This is a genomic window from Micromonospora yongxingensis, assembly GCF_052601155.1.
In genome coordinates this window covers 545,480-563,703 of sequence record NZ_JBQXEO010000001.1, presented here as the reverse complement: position 1 = coordinate 563,703, position 18,224 = coordinate 545,480, and the positions used below count along the sequence as shown (strand labels likewise).

The 18,224-nt window shown below is 71.3% G+C and carries 16 protein-coding genes; 3 read left to right on the top strand and 13 right to left on the bottom strand.

Annotated features, from left to right (window positions below):
* The first annotated feature begins 300 nt into the window (after positions 1–300).
* Complete coding sequence (locus tag ACTWLT_RS02740; protein WP_445316969.1) at positions 301–6,147, top strand: ThuA domain-containing protein; 5,847 nt, start codon at positions 301–303, stop codon at positions 6,145–6,147.
* Between the two features lie 71 nt (positions 6,148–6,218).
* A complete protein-coding gene (locus ACTWLT_RS02735; protein WP_445316968.1) occupies positions 6,219–6,749 on the top strand; it encodes a hypothetical protein in 531 nt (176 codons plus the stop codon).
* Between the two features lie 120 nt (positions 6,750–6,869).
* Here ACTWLT_RS02735 and ACTWLT_RS02730 read toward each other — a convergent pair whose 3' ends face one another.
* The 3 genes from ACTWLT_RS02730 to ACTWLT_RS02720 all read right to left on the bottom strand — a co-directional run bounded on the left by ACTWLT_RS02730 (position 6,870) and on the right by ACTWLT_RS02720 (position 10,225).
* Positions 6,870–7,832: an aldo/keto reductase gene (locus ACTWLT_RS02730; RefSeq protein WP_445316967.1), complete on the bottom strand. Its 963-nt coding sequence runs from the start codon at positions 7,830–7,832 to the stop codon at positions 6,870–6,872.
* A 67-nt stretch (positions 7,833–7,899) separates the two neighbouring features.
* Positions 7,900–9,579: an ABC-F family ATP-binding cassette domain-containing protein gene (locus ACTWLT_RS02725; protein WP_445316966.1), complete on the bottom strand. Its 1,680-nt coding sequence runs from the start codon at positions 9,577–9,579 to the stop codon at positions 7,900–7,902.
* Between the two features lie 40 nt (positions 9,580–9,619).
* Positions 9,620–10,225 (bottom strand): class I SAM-dependent methyltransferase, encoded by a 606-nt coding sequence (locus ACTWLT_RS02720; RefSeq protein ID WP_445316965.1) that lies wholly within the window; start codon positions 10,223–10,225, stop codon positions 9,620–9,622.
* Between the two features lie 101 nt (positions 10,226–10,326).
* Here ACTWLT_RS02720 and ACTWLT_RS02715 point away from each other — a divergent pair, with 101 nt between their 5' ends.
* Positions 10,327–11,427 carry a hypothetical protein gene (locus tag ACTWLT_RS02715; RefSeq protein ID WP_445316964.1) on the top strand — a complete coding sequence of 367 codons (1,101 nt, stop codon included), beginning with the start codon at positions 10,327–10,329 and terminating at the stop codon, positions 11,425–11,427.
* A 74-nt stretch (positions 11,428–11,501) separates the two neighbouring features.
* On the opposite strand, the gene truA is transcribed toward ACTWLT_RS02715, so the two are convergent.
* From truA to map, 10 genes are all read right to left on the bottom strand, one after another.
* A complete protein-coding gene (truA, locus tag ACTWLT_RS02710) occupies positions 11,502–12,332 on the bottom strand; it encodes a tRNA pseudouridine(38-40) synthase TruA (protein ID WP_445316963.1) in 831 nt (276 codons plus the stop codon).
* A 70-nt stretch (positions 12,333–12,402) separates the two neighbouring features.
* Positions 12,403–12,963 carry a 50S ribosomal protein L17 gene (rplQ, locus tag ACTWLT_RS02705; RefSeq protein ID WP_445316962.1) on the bottom strand — a complete coding sequence of 187 codons (561 nt, stop codon included), beginning with the start codon at positions 12,961–12,963 and terminating at the stop codon, positions 12,403–12,405.
* A gap of 34 nt (positions 12,964–12,997) precedes the next feature.
* Entirely contained in the window at positions 12,998–14,020 is a 1,023-nt protein-coding gene (locus ACTWLT_RS02700) for a DNA-directed RNA polymerase subunit alpha (RefSeq protein WP_089018953.1), read from the bottom strand.
* Between the two features lie 99 nt (positions 14,021–14,119).
* Positions 14,120–14,746, bottom strand: coding sequence for a 30S ribosomal protein S4 (gene rpsD, locus ACTWLT_RS02695; RefSeq protein ID WP_179781028.1), 627 nt, complete (start codon positions 14,744–14,746; stop codon positions 14,120–14,122).
* A gap of 13 nt (positions 14,747–14,759) precedes the next feature.
* The gene (rpsK, locus tag ACTWLT_RS02690) at positions 14,760–15,167 is read right to left on the bottom strand and encodes a 30S ribosomal protein S11 (protein ID WP_030329919.1); all 408 of its coding nucleotides are present in this window, start codon (positions 15,165–15,167) and stop codon (positions 14,760–14,762) included.
* Positions 15,168–15,253: 86 nt separating this feature from the next.
* On the bottom strand, positions 15,254–15,634 hold the full coding sequence (gene rpsM, locus ACTWLT_RS02685; RefSeq protein ID WP_007465236.1) for a 30S ribosomal protein S13: 381 nt from the start codon (positions 15,632–15,634) through the stop codon (positions 15,254–15,256).
* A 265-nt stretch (positions 15,635–15,899) separates the two neighbouring features.
* Positions 15,900–16,013 (bottom strand): 50S ribosomal protein L36, encoded by a 114-nt coding sequence (gene rpmJ / locus ACTWLT_RS02680; RefSeq protein WP_043965539.1) that lies wholly within the window; start codon positions 16,011–16,013, stop codon positions 15,900–15,902.
* A 91-nt stretch (positions 16,014–16,104) separates the two neighbouring features.
* A complete protein-coding gene (gene infA / locus ACTWLT_RS02675) occupies positions 16,105–16,326 on the bottom strand; it encodes a translation initiation factor IF-1 (protein ID WP_007073013.1) in 222 nt (73 codons plus the stop codon).
* A 301-nt stretch (positions 16,327–16,627) separates the two neighbouring features.
* Positions 16,628–17,203 (bottom strand): DUF1707 SHOCT-like domain-containing protein, encoded by a 576-nt coding sequence (locus ACTWLT_RS02670; protein WP_445316961.1) that lies wholly within the window; start codon positions 17,201–17,203, stop codon positions 16,628–16,630.
* 92 nt (positions 17,204–17,295) lie between these two features.
* Positions 17,296–18,147, bottom strand: a complete 852-nt coding sequence (map, locus tag ACTWLT_RS02665) for a type I methionyl aminopeptidase (RefSeq protein WP_252418872.1) — start codon at positions 18,145–18,147, stop codon at positions 17,296–17,298.
* Between the last annotated feature and the right edge of the window lie 77 nt (positions 18,148–18,224).

The following is an 18,224-nucleotide window of genomic DNA, read 5'->3' as shown; positions in this document are numbered from 1 at the left end:
ACGACAGTTCCGCCGGTCTGCCAAGGCTGGGGTGGGCGGGACCGACGGGCCTCGATCCCGACGCGCGACGAGATCCGCTGGGCGCTTCATGCGGTCCTGTTCGGAATGTCGCCTGCCGTTGCAGAACCGTTACCCGCCGGCATCTTGCCGGACATTGATCCAGCAGAATTAATTTGTTCAGCGATTCGACAAAAATGCTGGCGTGGGCGCCCTGGCACGGCACCCGCACCAGCTCCATCTGGGACGGTCTTCGGCGAGCCGGCCCCCGCGATCCCTGTCCACCGAGACATAGGAGGCGGCGTGTCCCCATCTCGTCGTGCCCGAGTACCCATCACCGCGACCCTCATCTCCCTCGCCCTCGCCTCGACAACCCTGTTCGGAGCACCCGCACAGGCGGCACCGGCCGCCGCGCAGGTGCCGCCGCGAGACGCGCACGCCGCGACCCCGGTCAGCCAGGTGGTGCCGAAGGCGCCCAGGGCCGCCGCTGACGAACCCTTCTCCGTCCTGGTCTTCTCCAAGACCGCCGGCTTCCGGCACGACTCCATCCCCACCGGCGTCGCCGCCATCCAGCAACTCGGCGCCGCCAACGGGTTCACTGTGGACAACTCGGAGGACGGCGGCGCGTTCACCGACGCCAACCTGGCCAGGTACAAGGCCGTGATCTGGCTCTCCACCACGGGCGACGTGCTGAACGCCGAGCAGCAGGCGGCGTTCGAGCGCTACGTACGCGCCGGGGGCGGCTACGTCGGCATCCACGCCGCCTCGGACACCGAGTACAGCTGGGCCTGGTACGGCGACCTGGTCGGCGCGTACTTCGCCAACCACCCGGCCAACCAGCAGGCCACCGTCAAGGTGGAGGACCACGCCCACCCCTCCACCAGCGAACTGCCGGACCGCTGGTCCCGGTTCGACGAGTGGTACAACTACCAGACCAACCCGCGGCCGGACGTGCACGTGCTGGCCAGCCTGGACGAGAAGAGCTACACCCCGGGCGCCGGTGCGATGGGTGCCGACCACCCGATCGCCTGGTGCCAGGACTTCGACGGCGGTCGCTCCTGGTACACCGGTGGCGGGCACACCCGCGAGTCGTACGCGGAGCCGGAGTTCCTCAGCCACCTGCTCGGCGGCATCCGGACCGCCGCGGGCGTGGCCGACGCCGACTGCGGCGCCTCGAAGACCGCCAGCTTCGAGAAGGTGACGCTGGACAGCAACACCAGCAACCCGATGGAGCTGGACATCGCCCCGGACGGGCGGGTCTTCTACGTCGAGCGCGACGGCCGGGTGCAGATCGTCAAGCCGGACACCGGCAACACCGTCACGGCCGTCGACCTCGACGTCTTCACCGGCAACGAGGACGGCCTCATCGGCATCCGGCTGGACCCGGACTTCGCCACCAACAAGTGGGTCTACCTCTACTACGCCCCGAACGACGGCATCGCGCGCAACGTGCTGTCCCGGTTCACGGTGACCGGCGACACCATCGACCCGGCCAGCGAGAAGCAGGTGCTGCGGGTCGACACGCAGCGCAACACCTGCTGCCACGCCGGCGGCAGCATGGCCTTCGACGGCAACGGCAACCTCTACCTGGCCACCGGTGACAACACCAACCCGTTCGAGTCCAGCTCGTACGCGCCGCTCGACGAGCGGCCGGGCCGTCAGGACTTCGACGCGCAGCGTACCTCCGGCAACACCAACGACCTGCGCGGCAAGGTGATCCGGATCCACCCGGAGGACGACGGCACGTACACCGTCCCGGCCGGCAACCTCTTCCCGTCGGGCACCGAGAAGACCCGTCCCGAGATCTACGCGATGGGCTTCCGCAACCCGTTCCGGATCGGCATCGACCCGGGCAGCAACACCCTCTACGTCGCCGACTACGGGCCGGACGCCAACGCGGACAACCCGACCCGGGGCCCCCGCGGCCTGGTCGAGTGGAACATCGTCGGCACCCCGGGCAACTACGGCTGGCCGTACTGCACCGGCACCAACGAGGCGTACAACGACTTCACCTTCCCCTCCGGCCCGAGCGGTGCGAAGTTCGACTGCGCGGCGCCGGTGAACAACTCGCCCAACAACACGGGCCTGACCAACCTCCCGCCGGCCATCCCGGCCACCGTCGACTACGGCTACGCCGGTGACGCGCGGTACCCGGAGATCGGCGGCGGTGGCGCCCCGATGGGCGGCCCGGTCTACCGGTACGACGCGGACCTCGACTCCGACCGGAAGTGGCCGGCGTACTACGACGGCAAGGCGCTGCTGGGCGAGTGGAACCAGAACAAGATGTACACCATGCAGGTGACCGACGACGGCAAGTCGTTGGTGGACATCAACCAGCTGCTCACCGGCATGAGCATGATCCGGCCGATGGACTTCGAGTTCGGCCCGGACGGAGCGCTGTACCTGATCGAGTGGGGCAGCGGCTTCGGCGGCAACAACGACAACTCCGGCGTCTACCGGATCGACTACATCGCCGGCGACCGCGCACCGATCGCGGCGGCGAGCGCCACCCCGACCTCGGGTGCGGCACCGTTGACCGTCACCTTCTCCAGCGCCGGCTCGCGGGACCCGGACGGTGGCACGCTCACCTACGCCTGGACCTTCGGCGACGGGCAGACCTCGACCGAGGCGAACCCGACGCACACCTACGCCACGGCGGGCAACTTCACCGCCCAGCTCACCGTGACCAACCCGAAGGGCCGTACCGCGGTCGCCAACGTCCCGGTCACCGTGGGCAACACCGCACCGACGGTGACCATCGAGTTCCCGCCGGACGGCGGTTTCTTCGAGTGGGGTGACCAGGTCCGCTACACGGTCAAGGTGACCGACCCGGAGGACGGGCAGATCGACTGCGACCGGGTGCAGCTCCAGGTGTTCCTCGGTCACGACGAGCACGCCCACCCGCTGGAGCAGCACACCGGCTGCGCCGGCACCGTCCAGACGTCGCTGGCGTCCGGGCACGGCGCCGAGGCGAACGTCTTCGGGGTCTTCGAGGCCACGTACACCGACAAGGGTGGCAACGGCGGAGCCGGACCGCTGACCGGGCGGGCCATCGAGCAGTTGCAGCCCAAGCGCAAGCAGGCCGAGTTCTTCACCGCCACCGGGCGGGCGCCGGTCAGCACCGGCGGCGGGGACCCGGGCGTGCAGCGGGAGACCAGCGCCGACACCGCCGGTGGCGGCCAGAACATCGGGTTCATCGAGGACGGCGACTGGTGGTCGCTCGCCCCGGCGGACCTGACCAACATCACCGACATCCGGTTCCGGGCCGCATCGGCCGTCTCCGGCGGCCGGATCGAGGTCCGCGTCGGAGCGGTCGACGGACCGGTGGTCGCCACGGCCACCGTGCCGGGCACCGGCGGGTGGCAGACGTACACGGACGTGACCGCGCCGGTGACCGGCGCCGGAAGCGGCACGCTGTACTTCGTCGCCCGGGACCCGAACGGCGGCGCGGGGTCGCTGCTCAACGTCAACTGGATGGACTTCCTCGGCCGAGGAGTCACCGAGAACGCTCCGCCGACGGTGAGCGCCACCGCCAGCCCGGCGACCGGCACCGCGCCGGTCACGGTCGCGTTCGACGGCACGGCCACCGACGCCGAGGGCGACACCCCGCTGACGTACGCCTGGGACTTCGGTGACGGCGGCACGGCGACCACCGTGGACGCCAGCCACACGTACACCAGCCCGGGCACGTTCACCGCGACCCTCACGGTGACCGACAGCAAGGGCGCCAAGTCGTACGCCACGGTGCCGGTACGGGTCGACGCGCCGGACACGTCCTGCTTCGGGGCGCGCTCGGACGACTTCAACGGCACCAGCCTCGACAAGGCACGGTGGACCAGCGTGGTGCGGGAGAACCAGCTCTACTCGGTCTCCGGTGGCGCGCTGCGGCTGCCCACCGCGGTGGGTGACCTCTACGGCGCCCGTAACGACGCCACCAACCTGGTGCTCCAGGCGGCTCCGACCGGCCCCTGGGAGATGACCACCAAGGTCACCCTGCCGGTGACGGCCAACTACCAGCAGGCCGGCCTGCTGGTGTACGGCGACGACGACAACTACGCCAAGCTGGACCTGCTGTACAACGGCAGCCGGCGGGTGGAGTTCATCCGGGAGACGGCCGGCACGCCTCGCAACGAGGCTGCCGACAGCGTCGCCGCGCCGGCGGGTGACACCGTGTACCTGCGGATCACCAGCGACGGGACGAACCTGACGGCGGCCGTCTCGGCCGACGGGCAGACCTTCACCCCGGCCGGCCGCTCGGCCGCGCTCGCCGGCATCACCAACCCGCGGATCGGGGTCTTCGCCCTCAACGGCGGGACCGAGGCGCCGGTGGTCGACGCGGCCTTCGACTCGTTCCAGGTCACGCCGGACGCCCCGGCCGGCCCGGTCGACCCGTCGGACGAGTTCACCGGTGGCACGCTGGACAAGTGCCGCTGGAACGCGATCCTGCGGGAGGACCCGAACGGTTACCGGGTCACCGGTGGCGCGCTGCGCATCGACGTGCCCAACGGTGACATCTACGGCGGCGACAACACCGGGCCGAAGAACTTCATCCTCCAGACCGCGCCCTCGGGCGACTGGACCCTGGAGACGAAGGTCGACGGCAGCCTGCTGAACGAGCAGTACCAGCAGGCCGGCCTCATCGTGCAGGCCGACGACGACAACTACCTGAAGTTCGACTACATCGCGGACAACCAGGCCGGTCAGCCGGTGACGCGGCGGATCGAGTTCCGCAGCGAGATCGGCGGGGCGGTCCAGAACCCGCAGCCGGAGGCGGCGAACCTGACGGGTGCGGTGTGGTACCTGCGGCTGGCCCGCAGTGGCGACACCTTCACCGCGTCGTACTCGGCCGACGGGACGACCTGGACCGCGTTGACGGCGCTCACCAACGCCGCGGTCGGGGCCACCCCGAAGGTCGGGCTGTTCACCCTCGGCGCCAACCAGACCGCCTCGAAGACCGCCGGTTTCGACTACTTCCGGCTCAGCACCGAGGCGGCCGACACGACCGCGCCGGTGACCACGGCGGCGGTCTCCGGCACCCCGACCGACGGGTGGTACACGGGGCCGGTGACGGTCACGCTGACCGGCGCCGACGAGGCCGGCGGCAGTGGGTTGGCCGGGACGGCGTACCAGTTGGACGGGGCCACCACCTGGACGGACTACACCGCTCCGGTGGCGGTCAGCGGCGACGGCGAGCACGAGCTGCGGTTCCGCTCGACCGACGAGGCGGGCAACGTGGAGTCGACGAAGACCGTCACGGTCAAGATCGATGCCACCGCGCCGGTCACCTCGGCGACGTTCGCTCCCGCGAACGACGCCGGCTGGCACGACGGGACGATCCCCGTCGTGCTGACCTCGACCGATGCCGGTTCCGGGGTCAAGGCGGTGGAGTGGTCGCTGGACGGTGGCGCGTGGACGCCGTACACGACGCCGGTCGAGGTGACCGGTGACGGGCAGCACGAGCTGCTGTTCCGGGCCACCGACAAGGCGGGCAACGCCGAGACGCTCAAGTCGGCGGTGCTGCGCATCGACGGCACCAAGCCGACGCTGCTGGTGTCCGGGATCGCCGACGGCCAGCTCTACGGGGACAGTCAGGACCTCCGGGTGTCCTGGCAGGCCGTCGACCCGACCTCGGGCATCGCGAGCGTGGTCGGCGACCTGGACGGCCGGCCGTACGCCAGCGGCACCCTGCAGGCCATGTACGAGCTGCCGCTCGGCCTGCACGAGCTGACCGTGACCGCGACCGACAAGGCGGGCAACACGACCACCTCGGAGGTCCGGTTCTTCGTCACCACCTCGTTCCGGGACATGCAGAACCTGCTGGACCGGTTCAAGGCGACGTCGCGGCTGTCGGCCAACGCGCACAAGCAGTTGACGGCGAAGCTCGACGCGGCTCGGAAGGCCGAGGCGTCGGGCAACGACACGAAGGCGGTCAAGCAGCTCACCGATTTCCGGACCCTCGCCACGAACGCCGCCCTGGTGTCCGAGGCCGAGATCCGGGACGTCCTCGTCCGGGACGCCGACGCCATGATCGTCCGGCTCGGCGGCGCGGCCAGCAAGGCCGGGGTGAAGGCGAACGACGGCGAGCCCGTCAAGGGCACCGGTCGGCTCGGTGGCGACGCCACCCGGCTCGCCCCCGGTCGCCAGCTCTGATCCGACGAGGCCCCTCCCCGACGCTCCGGCGCCGGGGAGGGGCCTCCCTCATCCGCAGTGAGGAGAGGTCCGTGACGCGTATCCGCAAGGGGTTCGCCGCCCTGCTCGTCGGACTGGCCCTGGTCCTGTCCGCCGCCGCGCCGGCCGAGGCGCACACCGGCAAGCTCAAGCTGACCGTGGCCGGCGACGGGGCCGACGGGGTGACCGTGCAGGCCACGTACGCCGACGGGCACCGGCTGGACAAGCCGGTGCGGTTGACCCTCACGGGCACCGGCCCGGAGGGGCGGCGGCTCGGCCCGGTCCAACTGGAACCGCAACCCGAGGGACAGGGCTTCTACAGCAGCGGCCCCGTGCTCTCCCCCGGCACGTGGCGGGTGACGGTGAAGGCCCCGGCGCCGAACGCCGGTCAGGCCGCCGCCGAGATCCAGGCACGGCCGGCGCAGTCACCTCCGGCGCCCGCACCGGTCGCCGTGACGGCACCGGCCCCGGCCGACCGGGCGGAGGAAGGCACGTGGTGGTGGCCGGTCGCACTGGCCGCCCTGGTGCTGACCGCGCTGGCGGTGGCGGTGCCCATGCTGTTCAGCCGACGCCGAACAAGTTGACCACCCGGGGCGCTGCGACGCCCCGCCACGACAGAGGGCCGGACCGTCCCGCACGGTCCGGCCCTCCGTTGTTTCCGGCGCGACTCCCGCGGCGGGTACAGCCGCCCGGCGACGCGGTCGTCAGAGGATGGCGCGCAGCGCCGCCAGGTCCTCGTCCGTGGGCTCCCAGGTGCCGGCGGCGGCGTTGGCGTGCACCTGCTCGGGCGTGGTGGCGCCGGCGATCACCGAGCTCACCGCCGGCTGGGCGGCCAGCCCACCGATCGCCACCTGGAGCATGGTCAACCCTCGCTCGGCCGCGTACGCCTCGATCGCCTCGATGGTGTCCCAGTCGGCGGCGGCGAAGCGCTCCGCGTACCGCCCGCCGCCGGAGAGCCGGCTGCCGGCCGGCGGCTGCGCGCCGCGCCGGTACTTGCCGGTGAGCAGGCCGTTGGCGAGCGGAAAGAACGGCAGCATGCCGAGCCCGAACCGCTCGCACGCCGGGATCACCTCGGTCTCCACGGACCGCTGCAGCAGGTTGTAGTGGTTCTGCGCGCTGATGAACCGTGCCCGGCCGTTGGACGAGGCGACCCAGTCCGCGTCGGCGATCTGCCAGCCGGTGAAGTTGGAGTTGCCCAGGTAGCGCACCTTGCCGTCGCGGACCAGGTCGTCCAGGGCCGCCAGCGTCTCGTCGATCGGGGTGCCCGGGTCGGGCTCGTGCACCTGGTAGAGGTCGATGTAGTCGGTGCCGAGCCGGCGCAGCGACGCCTCGACCGCGCGGGCGATGTAGCGCCGCGATCCCCGGGCGCCGAAGTCCGGCCCGTTCAGGCCGTTCATGTCCATGCCGAACTTGGTGGCCACCACCACGTCGTCCCGGCGTCCCTTGAGCGCCTGCCCGAGCAGTTCCTCGGAGCCGCCCTGCGGCTCGCCGTAGATGTCGGCGGTGTCGAAGAGGGTGATCCCGGCATCCAGGGCGGCGTCCACCACCGCCTGGGTGCCGTCGAGGTCGAGCTTGCGGCCGAAGTTGTTGCAGCCGATCCCGACGACGGACACCACGAGCCCGGAGTCGCCCAGCCGGCGATAGGTCATCTCAGTCACGAGATCCACCCTATGCCTGAGCAGGGACGGGCCACCTGTCAACTCCTGCCGTGCGCAGAGCGGCCCGTCCCTTCGCTCAGCCGACGTCCCAGACCGGCTCCGGTGTCTCCACCACCTCGCTGTCACCCCGGAACAGCACGAACCGGTCGAAGGAGCGCGTGAACCAACGGTCGTGGGTAACCGCGATCACGGTCCCCTCGAACGCGTTCAGCCCCGCCTCCAGCGCCTCGGCGCTGGCCAGGTCGAGGTTGTCGGTCGGCTCGTCCAGCAGCAGCAGGGTCGCCCCGGACAGCTCCAGCAGCAGCACCAGGAAACGGGCCTGCTGCCCGCCGGAGAGGGTGCCGAAGCGCTGGTCGCCCTGCGCGGCCAGCTCGTAGCGGCTGAGCACCCCCATCGCCGCGTGCCGGTCCATCCCGGTCCGGTGCTCGTCACCCCGCCAGAGGATCTCGACCAGCGTCTTCGACATCAGCTCCGGCCGGTCGTGGGTCTGGGAGAAGTGCCCGGGGCGCACGCGTGCGCCGAGTCGCGCCGTGCCGTCGTGCGCCACCGGCGCGAGCGCGCCCGCGCCGTCGACCGGCCCGTTGGCCGGGTCCGGGTCGGTGCCACCGCGGGCCAGCAGCCGCAGGAAGTGCGACTTGCCGGTGCCGTTGGCACCGAGCACCGCCACCCGGTCGCCGTACCAGATCTCCAGGTCGAAGGGGTAGGTCAGGCCGTCGAGCTCCAGCTGCTCGCAGACGACCGCGCGCTTGCCGGTCCGCCCGCCGGTCAGCCGCATCCGGATGTCCTGGTCCTTCGGCGGTACGGGCGGCGGCCCGGCCTCCTCGAACTTGCGCAGCCGGGTCTGCGCGGCCTGGTACCGCGAGGCCAGCCCGTCGTTGTACGCCGCCTTCTGCTTGTACATCAGCATCAGCTCGCGCAGCTTCTGATGTTCCTCGTCCCAGCGGCGGCGCAGCTCGTCGAGGCGGGCGTGCCGGGCCACCCGCGCCTCGTACCAGCTGGCGAAGCCACCCGGGTGCACCCAGGCGCTGCCGCCCTCCACGGCGACCACCCGGTCGGCGGTCTGGGCCAGCAGTTCGCGGTCGTGCGAGACGTAGAGCACCGACTTGGTCGACTCGCGCAGGCGCGCCTCCAGCCAGCGCTTGCCGGGCACGTCGAGGAAGTTGTCCGGCTCGTCGAGCAGCAGCACCTCGTCGGGGCCGCGCAGCAGCAACTCCAGCGCGAAGCGCTTCTGCTGTCCACCGGAGAGGGTGCGGACCGGCCGGTCCCGGACACCGTCCCAGGGCTGGTCGAGCACGATGGTGGCGACGGTGTCGAAGAGCACCTCGGCGTCGTACCCGCCGGCCTCGCCCCAGGCGCCCAGCGCGTCGGCGTACGCCAGCTGGGCCTTGCCGGCGGCGGTGCTGTACTTGCCGCGGACCTCGGCCGCCCGCATGGCCGCCTCGGTCTCGCCGAGCCGGCGACCGGCCTCGCGCAGCGGCGGCGGGGCCAGCGACAGCGCCAGGTCGGCCAGCGTCGACTCGTCCCCGATCATGCCGATGAACTGGCGCATCACGCCCAGTCCGCCGGCCCGCGCGACGGCGCCGGTACGCACCGGCAGGTCGCCGGCGACCATCCGCAGCAACGTCGTCTTACCCGCGCCGTTCGGCCCGACAAGGGCGACCTTGCTGCCCTCACCGACCCGGAACGACACGTCGGCGAAGAGTTCCCGACCGTCGGGCAGGATGTGCCCGACCGCTGCCACGTCCACGTATCCCACGCCGGGATCCTGCCCCAGCGCGGGCCGGGGGGACATCCAATTACCGGGTGACCCGCAGCACCCGGAAGCCCTTCTGGCTGGCGCACCGCTCGACCTGCCAACCCTGGTCGATGAGCCACCGGTGCAGCGAGTCGCCGCCGAGGTGCCGGGCGACCACCAGCCAACCGACGCCGTCCGGGGCGAGCCGGGGCAGCCAGCGCAGCAGCAGGTCGTGCAGCCCCTCCTTGCCGATCCGGATCGGCGGGTTGGACCAGAGCTGGGCGAAGCGGATCTCGGCCGGCACGTCGTCCGGCGCGCTGACCCGGACCCGGTCGGCGGCGCCGACCCGGGCCGCGTTGACCGCGGTCAGCTCGCGGGCGCGGGCGTTGACGTCGACCGCCCAGACGGTGCTCGACGGCGCCGCGTCGGCCAGCACGGAGGCGATCGGCCCGAACCCGCAGCCGAGGTCGAGCAGGTCGCCGGTGGTGTCGGCGGTGGGCAGCTCGGCCTTGCGCAGGAGCACGGCGGTGCCCGGGTCGAGTCGGCTGGCGGAGAAGACGCCGCCGGCCGAGGCGAGCCGGTAGTCGCGGCCGGCCACGGAGAACTCGACCTCGCGCGCCGGGGCATCGCTGGCGGGCTGAGCGGTGAAGTAGTGGTCGCCGGTCACGCGGCAATTCTCGCACCGGCCCGGGCAGGCCACGACACGGCCCACGCACACATTTCCCGTTATTACCCCCTAAAGGGACAATGGCTCCTACTCTGGGCGACATGGTGTATCGGTACGAGTCCGATGAGGACGTTTTCGAGGAGTACCCGGAGCCCGGGTCCGACCTGGCCGTGCGCGGCGGCACGCCCCCGCCCGCCGGGCCCTCTCCGTCGCGCTTCCCCACCCCATCGCTGCGTCGACCGAACCAGATCGCGCTGCCGTCGTCCCAACCGCCGCCGGCCCGTGCCGACCTCCCGCCGGCCCGAGAAGACGTCCCGCCGGCTCGTGCCGACATCCCGCCCGCCGCGCCGCGCGACCAGGTCTACACCTCGGCGCAGCCGATCGAACCGACACCGGGGCGTACCGGCGGTCGACTCTGGCAGGTGCTGATCGGTGGCGCGGCCGTGCTGGTTCTGCTCGCGCTCTGCGGTCTGGGCGCCGCCGCGCTGCTGGCGGATCGCGACCCGCAGCCGCAGGCCACGCCCACCTTCCAGCCCAACGCCGTCGCGCCCACGCCCGACGAGCGGCAGGACCTCGACTCCCGGGACACCGACCAGGCTCCGCTCACCGCCAAGGAGGTCTTCCCCGGCAAGGAGCTGAAGCTCACCGACGGCCAGCCGGGCTACCAGGTCCTCAAGACGCACTCCAGCGGCAGTTGCGCCGTCGCCGCCACCGACGAGGTGGCCGACCTGCTGATCCGGCTCGGCTGCAACCAGGTGGTCCGGGCCACCCTGCGGACCCCCGACGGCGACCACCTGGTCACCACCGGCCTGTTCAACCTCACCGACAAGGTCAGCGCGGAACGCGCCCGGGACCGGGTCCGGCAGATGCTCGACGAGCGGCAGGGCCGTTTCCGGGGCCTCGTCGGCAGCGAAGGCGACGGCAGTGACGTCATCGCCACCGCCCCGGCGCGGGTCGGGTGGCAGGTTCGCGGCCACTATCTGGCGTACGCGCTGGTGGTCCGCGCGGACGGCGCGGCGGTCAAGTCCGGGGACGCCAAGATCCGGGAGATCCTGTTCGACATGATCGAGCAGCACCTCAGCCGGGGTGTGCTGCAGAAGCGGGCCGACGGCGGCACGGCCGGGCAACCGACCGCGGGGCCGACGGAGAGCAGCGGAGCCCAGAGCGGCGACACCGGCGACGGTGAACTGCCGGGCAACTGACCGGCCGTCGGCGACCATCGCTCGACCGGGACCGGCCGTCGGCGACCAGCTCTCGCCCGGACCCGGTCGGTGTGTCAGCCCTCGACCGGGACCCGTAGCCGGCGGGTGAGGTCGGCGCGGCGGGCGTACTCGGCCGGGTCGGCCGGGTAACCGACCTCGACCAGGGTCAGCCCGTGCGCCGGGGCGACGGTCACCTCACTGGACCGCTCCCGCCGGGTGAGCAGGCTGCCCGGCCACTCCACCGGGCGGCGGCCGTCCCCGGCCACCAGCATCGCCCCCACGAGGCTGCGCACCATGGCCTGGCAGAACGCGTCCGCCTGCACGGTGGCGACCAGCACACCGTCCGGGTCGCGGCGCCAGTCCAGCCGGGTCACCTCGCGCAGGGTGGTCGCGTTCTCCTTGCGCCGGCAGTACGCGGCGAAGTCGTGCTCACCGACCAGGCCGGCCGCCGCGGCGTTCAGCGCGGCCAGATCCAGCGGCTTCGGCCAGGCCAGCACCTCGTGCCGGCGCAGCGGCTCGGCGCCGTACCGCGCGTCGGTGACCCGGTACTCGTAGCGCCGGAAGGTCGCCGAGAACCGGGCGTCGAAGTCGGCCGGCATCTCGGTCATCGCCCGCACCCGCACGTCGGTGGGGAGCAACCGGGCCAGCCGGCGCAGCAGCCGCTGCTCGTGCCGCCGCCACACGTCGACGGGAAGGTCCAGGTGGCAGACCTGCCCGGTGGCGTGCACGCCGGCATCGGTCCGCCCAGCCACGGTCAACCCGGTGGCCGTACCGGCACCGAGCACCAGGTCCAGGGTCTCGACGAGCACCCCGGCCACGGTGCGCCGGGTCGGCTGGGCGGCCCAGCCGGAGAAGCCGGTGCCGTCGTACGAGACGTCCAGCCGGAGCCGGATCCGCTCGTCCACCTCGTACCTCCAGTCACGAATCGGGCCCGACACCCCCACGAGGGGTGCCGGGCCCGAACGAAGCCCTAGATCAGGCCTTCTTCTCCTCGGTGGCGAGGTCGCTGTCCTCGCGCGCCTCGTCGGTGTCACCGGACGCCGACACCGGCGGCTCGGAGTCCTGGTCGGCCGGGGCCGACTGCGGGGTCTCCTCGTCGGGGGCGAGCGCCTCGACCTTGTCCTGCTGCGCGGCCTTGCGGGCGGCGGTCTTCTTGTTCGCCTTCGGCTCGGCGACCTGAAGCTCCTCCACCAGCTCGATGATGGCCATCGGAGCGTTGTCACCCTTGCGCGGACCGGTCTTCACGATCCGGGTGTAACCGCCGGGGCGGTTGGAGTAACGCGGAGCGATCTGGTCGAACAGGGCGTAGACGACGTCCTTGTCCTTGACGACACCCAGCACCCGCCGCCGCGAGGCGAGGTCACCGCGCTTGGCCTTGGTGATGAGCTGCTCGGCCAGCGGGCGCAGCCGCCGGGCCTTCGTCTCGGTGGTCTGGATCTTCCCGTGCTGGAACAGCGCGGTCGCCAGGTTGGCCAGCATCAGCCGCTCGTGCGAGGGGCTGCCGCCGAGGCGGGGGCCCTTGGTGGGCGTGGGCATTTTTGGTGCTCCTCAGTTGTGGCGGCAGCGCGGACTAGAGCTGCTCGGTCTCGCGGTAGTCGTCGGTGTCGTAGTCGGCCTCGCCGAAGGTGTCCACGACGTGCGCCGGGTCGAAGTTCGGAGCAGAGTCCTTCAGCCCCAGACCCATCCCGGCGAGCTTCATCTTGACCTCGTCGATCGACTTCTGACCGAAGTTGCGGATGTCGAGGAGGTCGGCCTCGGTACGCCCGATGAGCTCACCAACGGTGTTGATGCCCTCGCGCTTGAGGCAGTTGTAGGAGCGGACGGTGAGGTCCAGCTCCTCGATCGGCAGAGCGAGGTCCGCCGCCAGCTGGGCGTCCTGCGGGGACGGCCCGATGTCGATGCCCTCGGCGGTCTCGTCCAGCTCCCGGGCCAGCCCGAACAGCTCCACCAGCGTCGAACCGGCGGAGGCCAGCGCGGTCCGCGGGCCCATCGACGGCTTGGTCTCGACGTCGATGATCAGCCGGTCGAAGTCGGTCCGCTGCTCGACGCGGGTCGCCTCGACGCGGTAGGTCACCTTGAGCACCGGCGAGTAGATCGAGTCGACCGGGATACGGCCGATCTCGGCGCCGGACTGCTTGTTCTGCGCCGCCGTCACGTAGCCCCGGCCCCGCTCGACGGTCAGCTCCATGTCGAGCCGGCCCTTGCCGTTGAGGGTGGCGAGCTTCAGGTCCGGGTTGTGCACCGAGACGCCGGCCGGGGGCTGGATGTCACCCGCGGTCACGTCGCCCGGGCCCTGCTTGCGCAGGTACATGCTGACCGGCTCGTCGTGCTCGGAGCTGACGCACAGCTCCTTGATGTTCATGACGAGCTCGACCACGTCCTCCTTGACACCGGGGATCGTGGTGAACTCGTGCAGCACGCCGTCGATCTTGATCGAGGTGACCGCCGCACCCGGGATCGACGACAGCAGCGTGCGCCGCAGCGAGTTGCCGAGGGTGTAGCCGAAGCCCGGCTCCAGCGGCTCGATGGCGAACCGCGACCGGGTCTCGTTGATCGACTCCTCGGAGAGGGAGGGTCGCTGGCTGATGAGCATGTTTTCTCTTCTCTTCCGGGACGCCCGCTATTTGACGTCCACGACACAAACTGTTCCGGTGGCCCGCCCCGGAGGGCGGGCCACCGCAACGAGCTCCGACTACTTGGAGTAGAGCTCGACGATCAGCTGCTCCTGGACCTGCGTGTCGATGACCTGCCGGGCCGGGAGGGAGTGCACGAGCACCTTCATCTGGCTGGGAATGGCCTCCAGCCAGGCCGGCACAGCCCGCGAACCGGCCTGCGCCTGCGCAACGACGAACGGGGTGAGCTCCTTGCTCTTGCCCCGAACCTCGATGATGTCGTGCTCCTTGACCCGGTACGACGGGATGTCGACCTTCTTGCCGTTCACCGTGAAGTGACCGTGCTTGACCAGCTGGCGGGCCATGTCCCGCGAGTGGGCGTAGCCGGCCCGGTAGACGACGTTGTCCAGCCGCGACTCGAGGATCTGCAGGAGGACCTCACCGGTCTTGGCCTGCTTGCCAACGGCTTCCTCGTAGTAACCGCGGAACTGCTTCTCCAGCACGCCGTACACACGACGGGCCTTCTGCTTCTCACGGAGCTGGAGCAGGTACTCCGTCTCCTTGGTGCGGCCGCGGCCGTGCTGCCCGGGCGGGAACGGCCGGGACTCGAACGGGCACTTCGGACCATCGCACTTGCTGCCCTTGAGGAACAGCTTCATCTTCTCCCGCCGGCAACGGCGGCAGTCAGCACCGGTGTAACGAGCCATCTCTCTCTACCTCTCAGACCCGGCGACGCTTCGGCGGACGGCACCCGTTGTGCGGCTGCGGGGTGACGTCGGCGATCTGCCCGACCTCGAGGCCCACGGCCTGCAGCGAACGGATGGCGGTCTCCCGGCCGGAGCCGGGGCCCTTGACGAACACGTCGACCTTGCGCATGCCGTGCTCCATGGCCCGACGCGCGGCGGCCTCGGCGGCCAGCTGCGCGGCGAACGGAGTCGACTTGCGGGAGCCCTTGAAGCCCACCTGGCCCGCGGAGGCCCAGGAGATGACCGCACCGGTCGGGTCCGTGATGGACACGATGGTGTTGTTGAACGTGCTCTTGATGTGCGCCTGCCCGTGGGCGACGTTCTTGCGTTCCTTGCGCCGGACCTTCTTGACAGCGGCTCCGGCACGAGCCTTCGGTGGCATAAGTCTGTGCGCTCCTAGTTGACTTTCCGGATCGGGTTGCGGCCTGGCCTACCTCGGCGGCGGCCGCCCCGTCATCCGGTTAAGAACTACTTCTTGCCGGGCTTCTTCTTGCCGGCGACGGTCCGCTTCGGGCCCTTGCGGGTCCGGGCGTTGGTCTTGGTCCGCTGCCCACGCACGGGCAGGCCCCGGCGGTGCCGGATGCCGGCGTAGCAGCCGATCTCGACCTTGCGGCGGATGTCAGCGGCGACCTCGCGGCGCAGGTCGCCTTCAACCTTGTAGTTGCCCTCGATGTGGTCGCGGAGCTGTACGAGCTCCTCGTCCGTGAGGTCCCGAGCGCGCTTGTCCGGCGAGATGCCGGTGGCGGCGAGTGTCTCCAGGGCGCGGGTACGACCGACCCCGAAGATGTAGGTGAGCGCGATCTCCATCCGCTTCTCGCGGGGGAGATCCACGCCGACTAGACGTGCCATGTGCGGGCGTACTCCTCGTGATGTGTGGCGGAGGTGTGGACCCGTCCCATCCCGCTACCGGCCGTCCCGTCTTTCCGACGCTGTCAGCGCCGGCGACCGGGAACGGTCGCTGCCCGAGCGGGCCCCGGCCTCCGACCGGGGGTCAGCCACGCAGAAGTACGTCTCGCGTACCGCTCGTGGCTGGGACGAGCATGTGTGATGTGTGTGTCGCTGGGGATCTGCCCAGGTCAACGCCGCCCGGCCGTGTCCGGCCGGATGGACTGAATCAGCCCTGGCGCTGCTTGTGGCGCGGGTCGCTGCAGATGACCATGACCCGGCCGTGCCGGCGGATAACCCGGCACTTGTTGCAGATCCTCTTGACGCTCGGCTTGACCTTCACGGTTGCCTTACTTCCCATCTGGCCCGGGAACGCGCAGGGCGCGAGACCGGACGTCGAAGACGGACACGGGACTTCCCGGCCGCCGTCAGGACTACTTGTAGCGGTAGACGATGCGCCCGCGGGTCAGGTCGTACGGCGAGAGTTCGACGACGACCCGGTCCTCCGGCAGGATGCGGATGTAGTGCTGCCGCATCTTGCCGCTGATGTGAGCCAGCACCTTGTGGCCGTTCGCGAGCTCCACCCGGAACATAGCGTTCGGCAGGGGCTCGATGACCCGACCCTCGATCTCAATGGCTCCGTCTTTTTTCGGCATGTCCTCCGCTGTCCTGACGTCGATTGCTCCGGGCGGCCCACAACGCCTTACACGGGAAACTGACCAAGAATCAGAAGCCCGCGCCAGCCGCGGCTCCAGCTCCCACCGAAGCGCAGGGTGGGCATGCCGGAGTGGACGCTGTGCGCCGATCTGAAAGTGTACGCCCGCCCGCGGGCGCCCGCCAAACCGGCCACCCACCGCACCGTCGTGTCGGCCGCAGGTCGCCCGTCCGAGTGCCCGATGATCTTCGCGAGACCGTCGCCGGCCGGGCCGGCAGGGCCGGCTCCCCCCGTCCGGCGAGTCAACCGGCCGGTCGCGGGTCGTCCCGTTCGTCCGGTTCACCAGCGCGCAACTCGCGCCGCCGGGCCCGCTTCGCCCGCCTGCGCTCCCGCCGGCGTTCGCGCTCGATCGCCTGGCGCCGCGGCTCTCCCCCGGTCAGCCCTGTGACCGTGCGCACCGCCAGCACGGCCCCCCACGGCCCGGCCACCCAGGCCGGCCAGAAGTAGAGCAGGTCCTGGCTGAGGAGCGAGGTCACCGCCCAGATGGTCACCACGATGGCGATCACCTTCAGGTACGGCAGCCACACCTCGGCCAGCCAGCGGGCGGTGACACCGCCGGCCGCCGGTACGGGCTGGCCGCCCAGATAGCCGGCCGGCGGCGTGCCCGGAGCGGTGACCGGCGCCAGCGACGAGCGCTCCGGGGGCAGGTCGGTGAGCAGGGCGTCCAACTCGGCGTAGGTGCGGGCGGAGTAGGCCCGCTGCAACCGCTCGTCGTACTCGTGCAGGTCCAGCCGCCCCTCGCCGAGGGCCACCCGCAACCGGTCGGCAACCGCCTCGCGGTCCGCGTCCGCGGCTCGCATCCCGTCGCGCCCGTCCATGCCGGCAAGCATGCCACCGACATGCCAACGGCGTCGCACCCGCTCGTCGCGCCCTCATCCCGTCAGGCGGCCCCAGCGTCAGGCAGGGCGGGTCAGGGGGCGGTCGAGGCGGCGGGCTGGCGTGCGGTGACCAGGTCGCCGAGTCGGCCCCGTCCCCCGTCGAACGCGGTGAGCACCCAGACGCCGTCGGGGAGCAGCGCCATCGAGTGCTCGACGTGCGCCGCCACCGACCCGTCCCGGGTGACCACCGTCCAGCCGTCGGACAGCTCGACCGTACGCGGCGACGCCATGGTGATCATGGGCTCGATGGCCAGTGCCATGCCGGGGACCAGCCGTGGGCCCTTGCCGGGCCGGCCGTGGTTGAGCACGTGCGGGTCCTGGTGCATCTCGGTGCCGATGCCGTGCCCGCCGTAGCCGTCGACGATGCCGTACCGGCCACCCTTGCGGACCGCGGTCTCCACGGCGTGGGAGATGTCGGTGAGCCGTCCCCGGCCACTGGCCGCGCCGCGTGCGGCGGCGGCGATGCCGGCCCACATCGCGTCCTCCGCCACCTCTGCCATCTTGAGCAGCGCGGGGTCGACGTCGCCGACGCCGACGGTGATCGCGGCGTCGCCGTGCCACCCGTTCACCACCGCGCCGCAGTCGATCGAGATCAGGTCACCGTCCCGGAGCACCTGCCCTGGCGACGGGATGGCGTGCACGACCTGCTCGTTGACCGAGGAGCAGATCGACGCCGGGAAGCCGTGGTAGCCCTTGAACGACGGGACGCCACCGGCCTCGCGGATGGTCGACTCGGCGATGGCGTCCAGATCGGCGGTGCTCACACCGGGCGCCACCGCCTCGCGCATCCGGCGCAGCGCCTCTGCCACCACCAGCCCGGCGGCCCGCATCTTCTCGATCTGGTCAGGGGTCTTCAGCTGGATGTCCAGCTGGGGACGACGCATGGAGCCATTACCTTTCGTTGCCGAACAGCGGGGCACGTCGCACGTACCCCGCTGTTCGCACTCTATCCGCCGTGGGC

Coding starts and splice junctions, on each gene's coding strand:
- map (WP_252418872.1), bottom strand. CDS start 18,147: ATGCGTCGTCCCCAGCTGGACATCCAGCTGAAGACCCCTGACCAGATC.
- ACTWLT_RS02670 (WP_445316961.1), bottom strand. CDS start 17,203: ATGGACGGGCGCGACGGGATGCGAGCCGCGGACGCGGACCGCGAGGCG.
- rpsD (WP_179781028.1), bottom strand. CDS start 14,746: ATGGCTCGTTACACCGGTGCTGACTGCCGCCGTTGCCGGCGGGAGAAG.
- ACTWLT_RS02715 (WP_445316964.1), top strand. CDS start 10,327: ATGGTGTATCGGTACGAGTCCGATGAGGACGTTTTCGAGGAGTACCCG.
- rplQ (WP_445316962.1), bottom strand. CDS start 12,963: ATGCCCACGCCCACCAAGGGCCCCCGCCTCGGCGGCAGCCCCTCGCAC.
- infA (WP_007073013.1), bottom strand. CDS start 16,326: ATGCCGAAAAAAGACGGAGCCATTGAGATCGAGGGTCGGGTCATCGAG.
- rpsK (WP_030329919.1), bottom strand. CDS start 15,167: ATGCCACCGAAGGCTCGTGCCGGAGCCGCTGTCAAGAAGGTCCGGCGC.
- rpsM (WP_007465236.1), bottom strand. CDS start 15,634: ATGGCACGTCTAGTCGGCGTGGATCTCCCCCGCGAGAAGCGGATGGAG.
- ACTWLT_RS02700 (WP_089018953.1), bottom strand. CDS start 14,020: ATGCTCATCAGCCAGCGACCCTCCCTCTCCGAGGAGTCGATCAACGAG.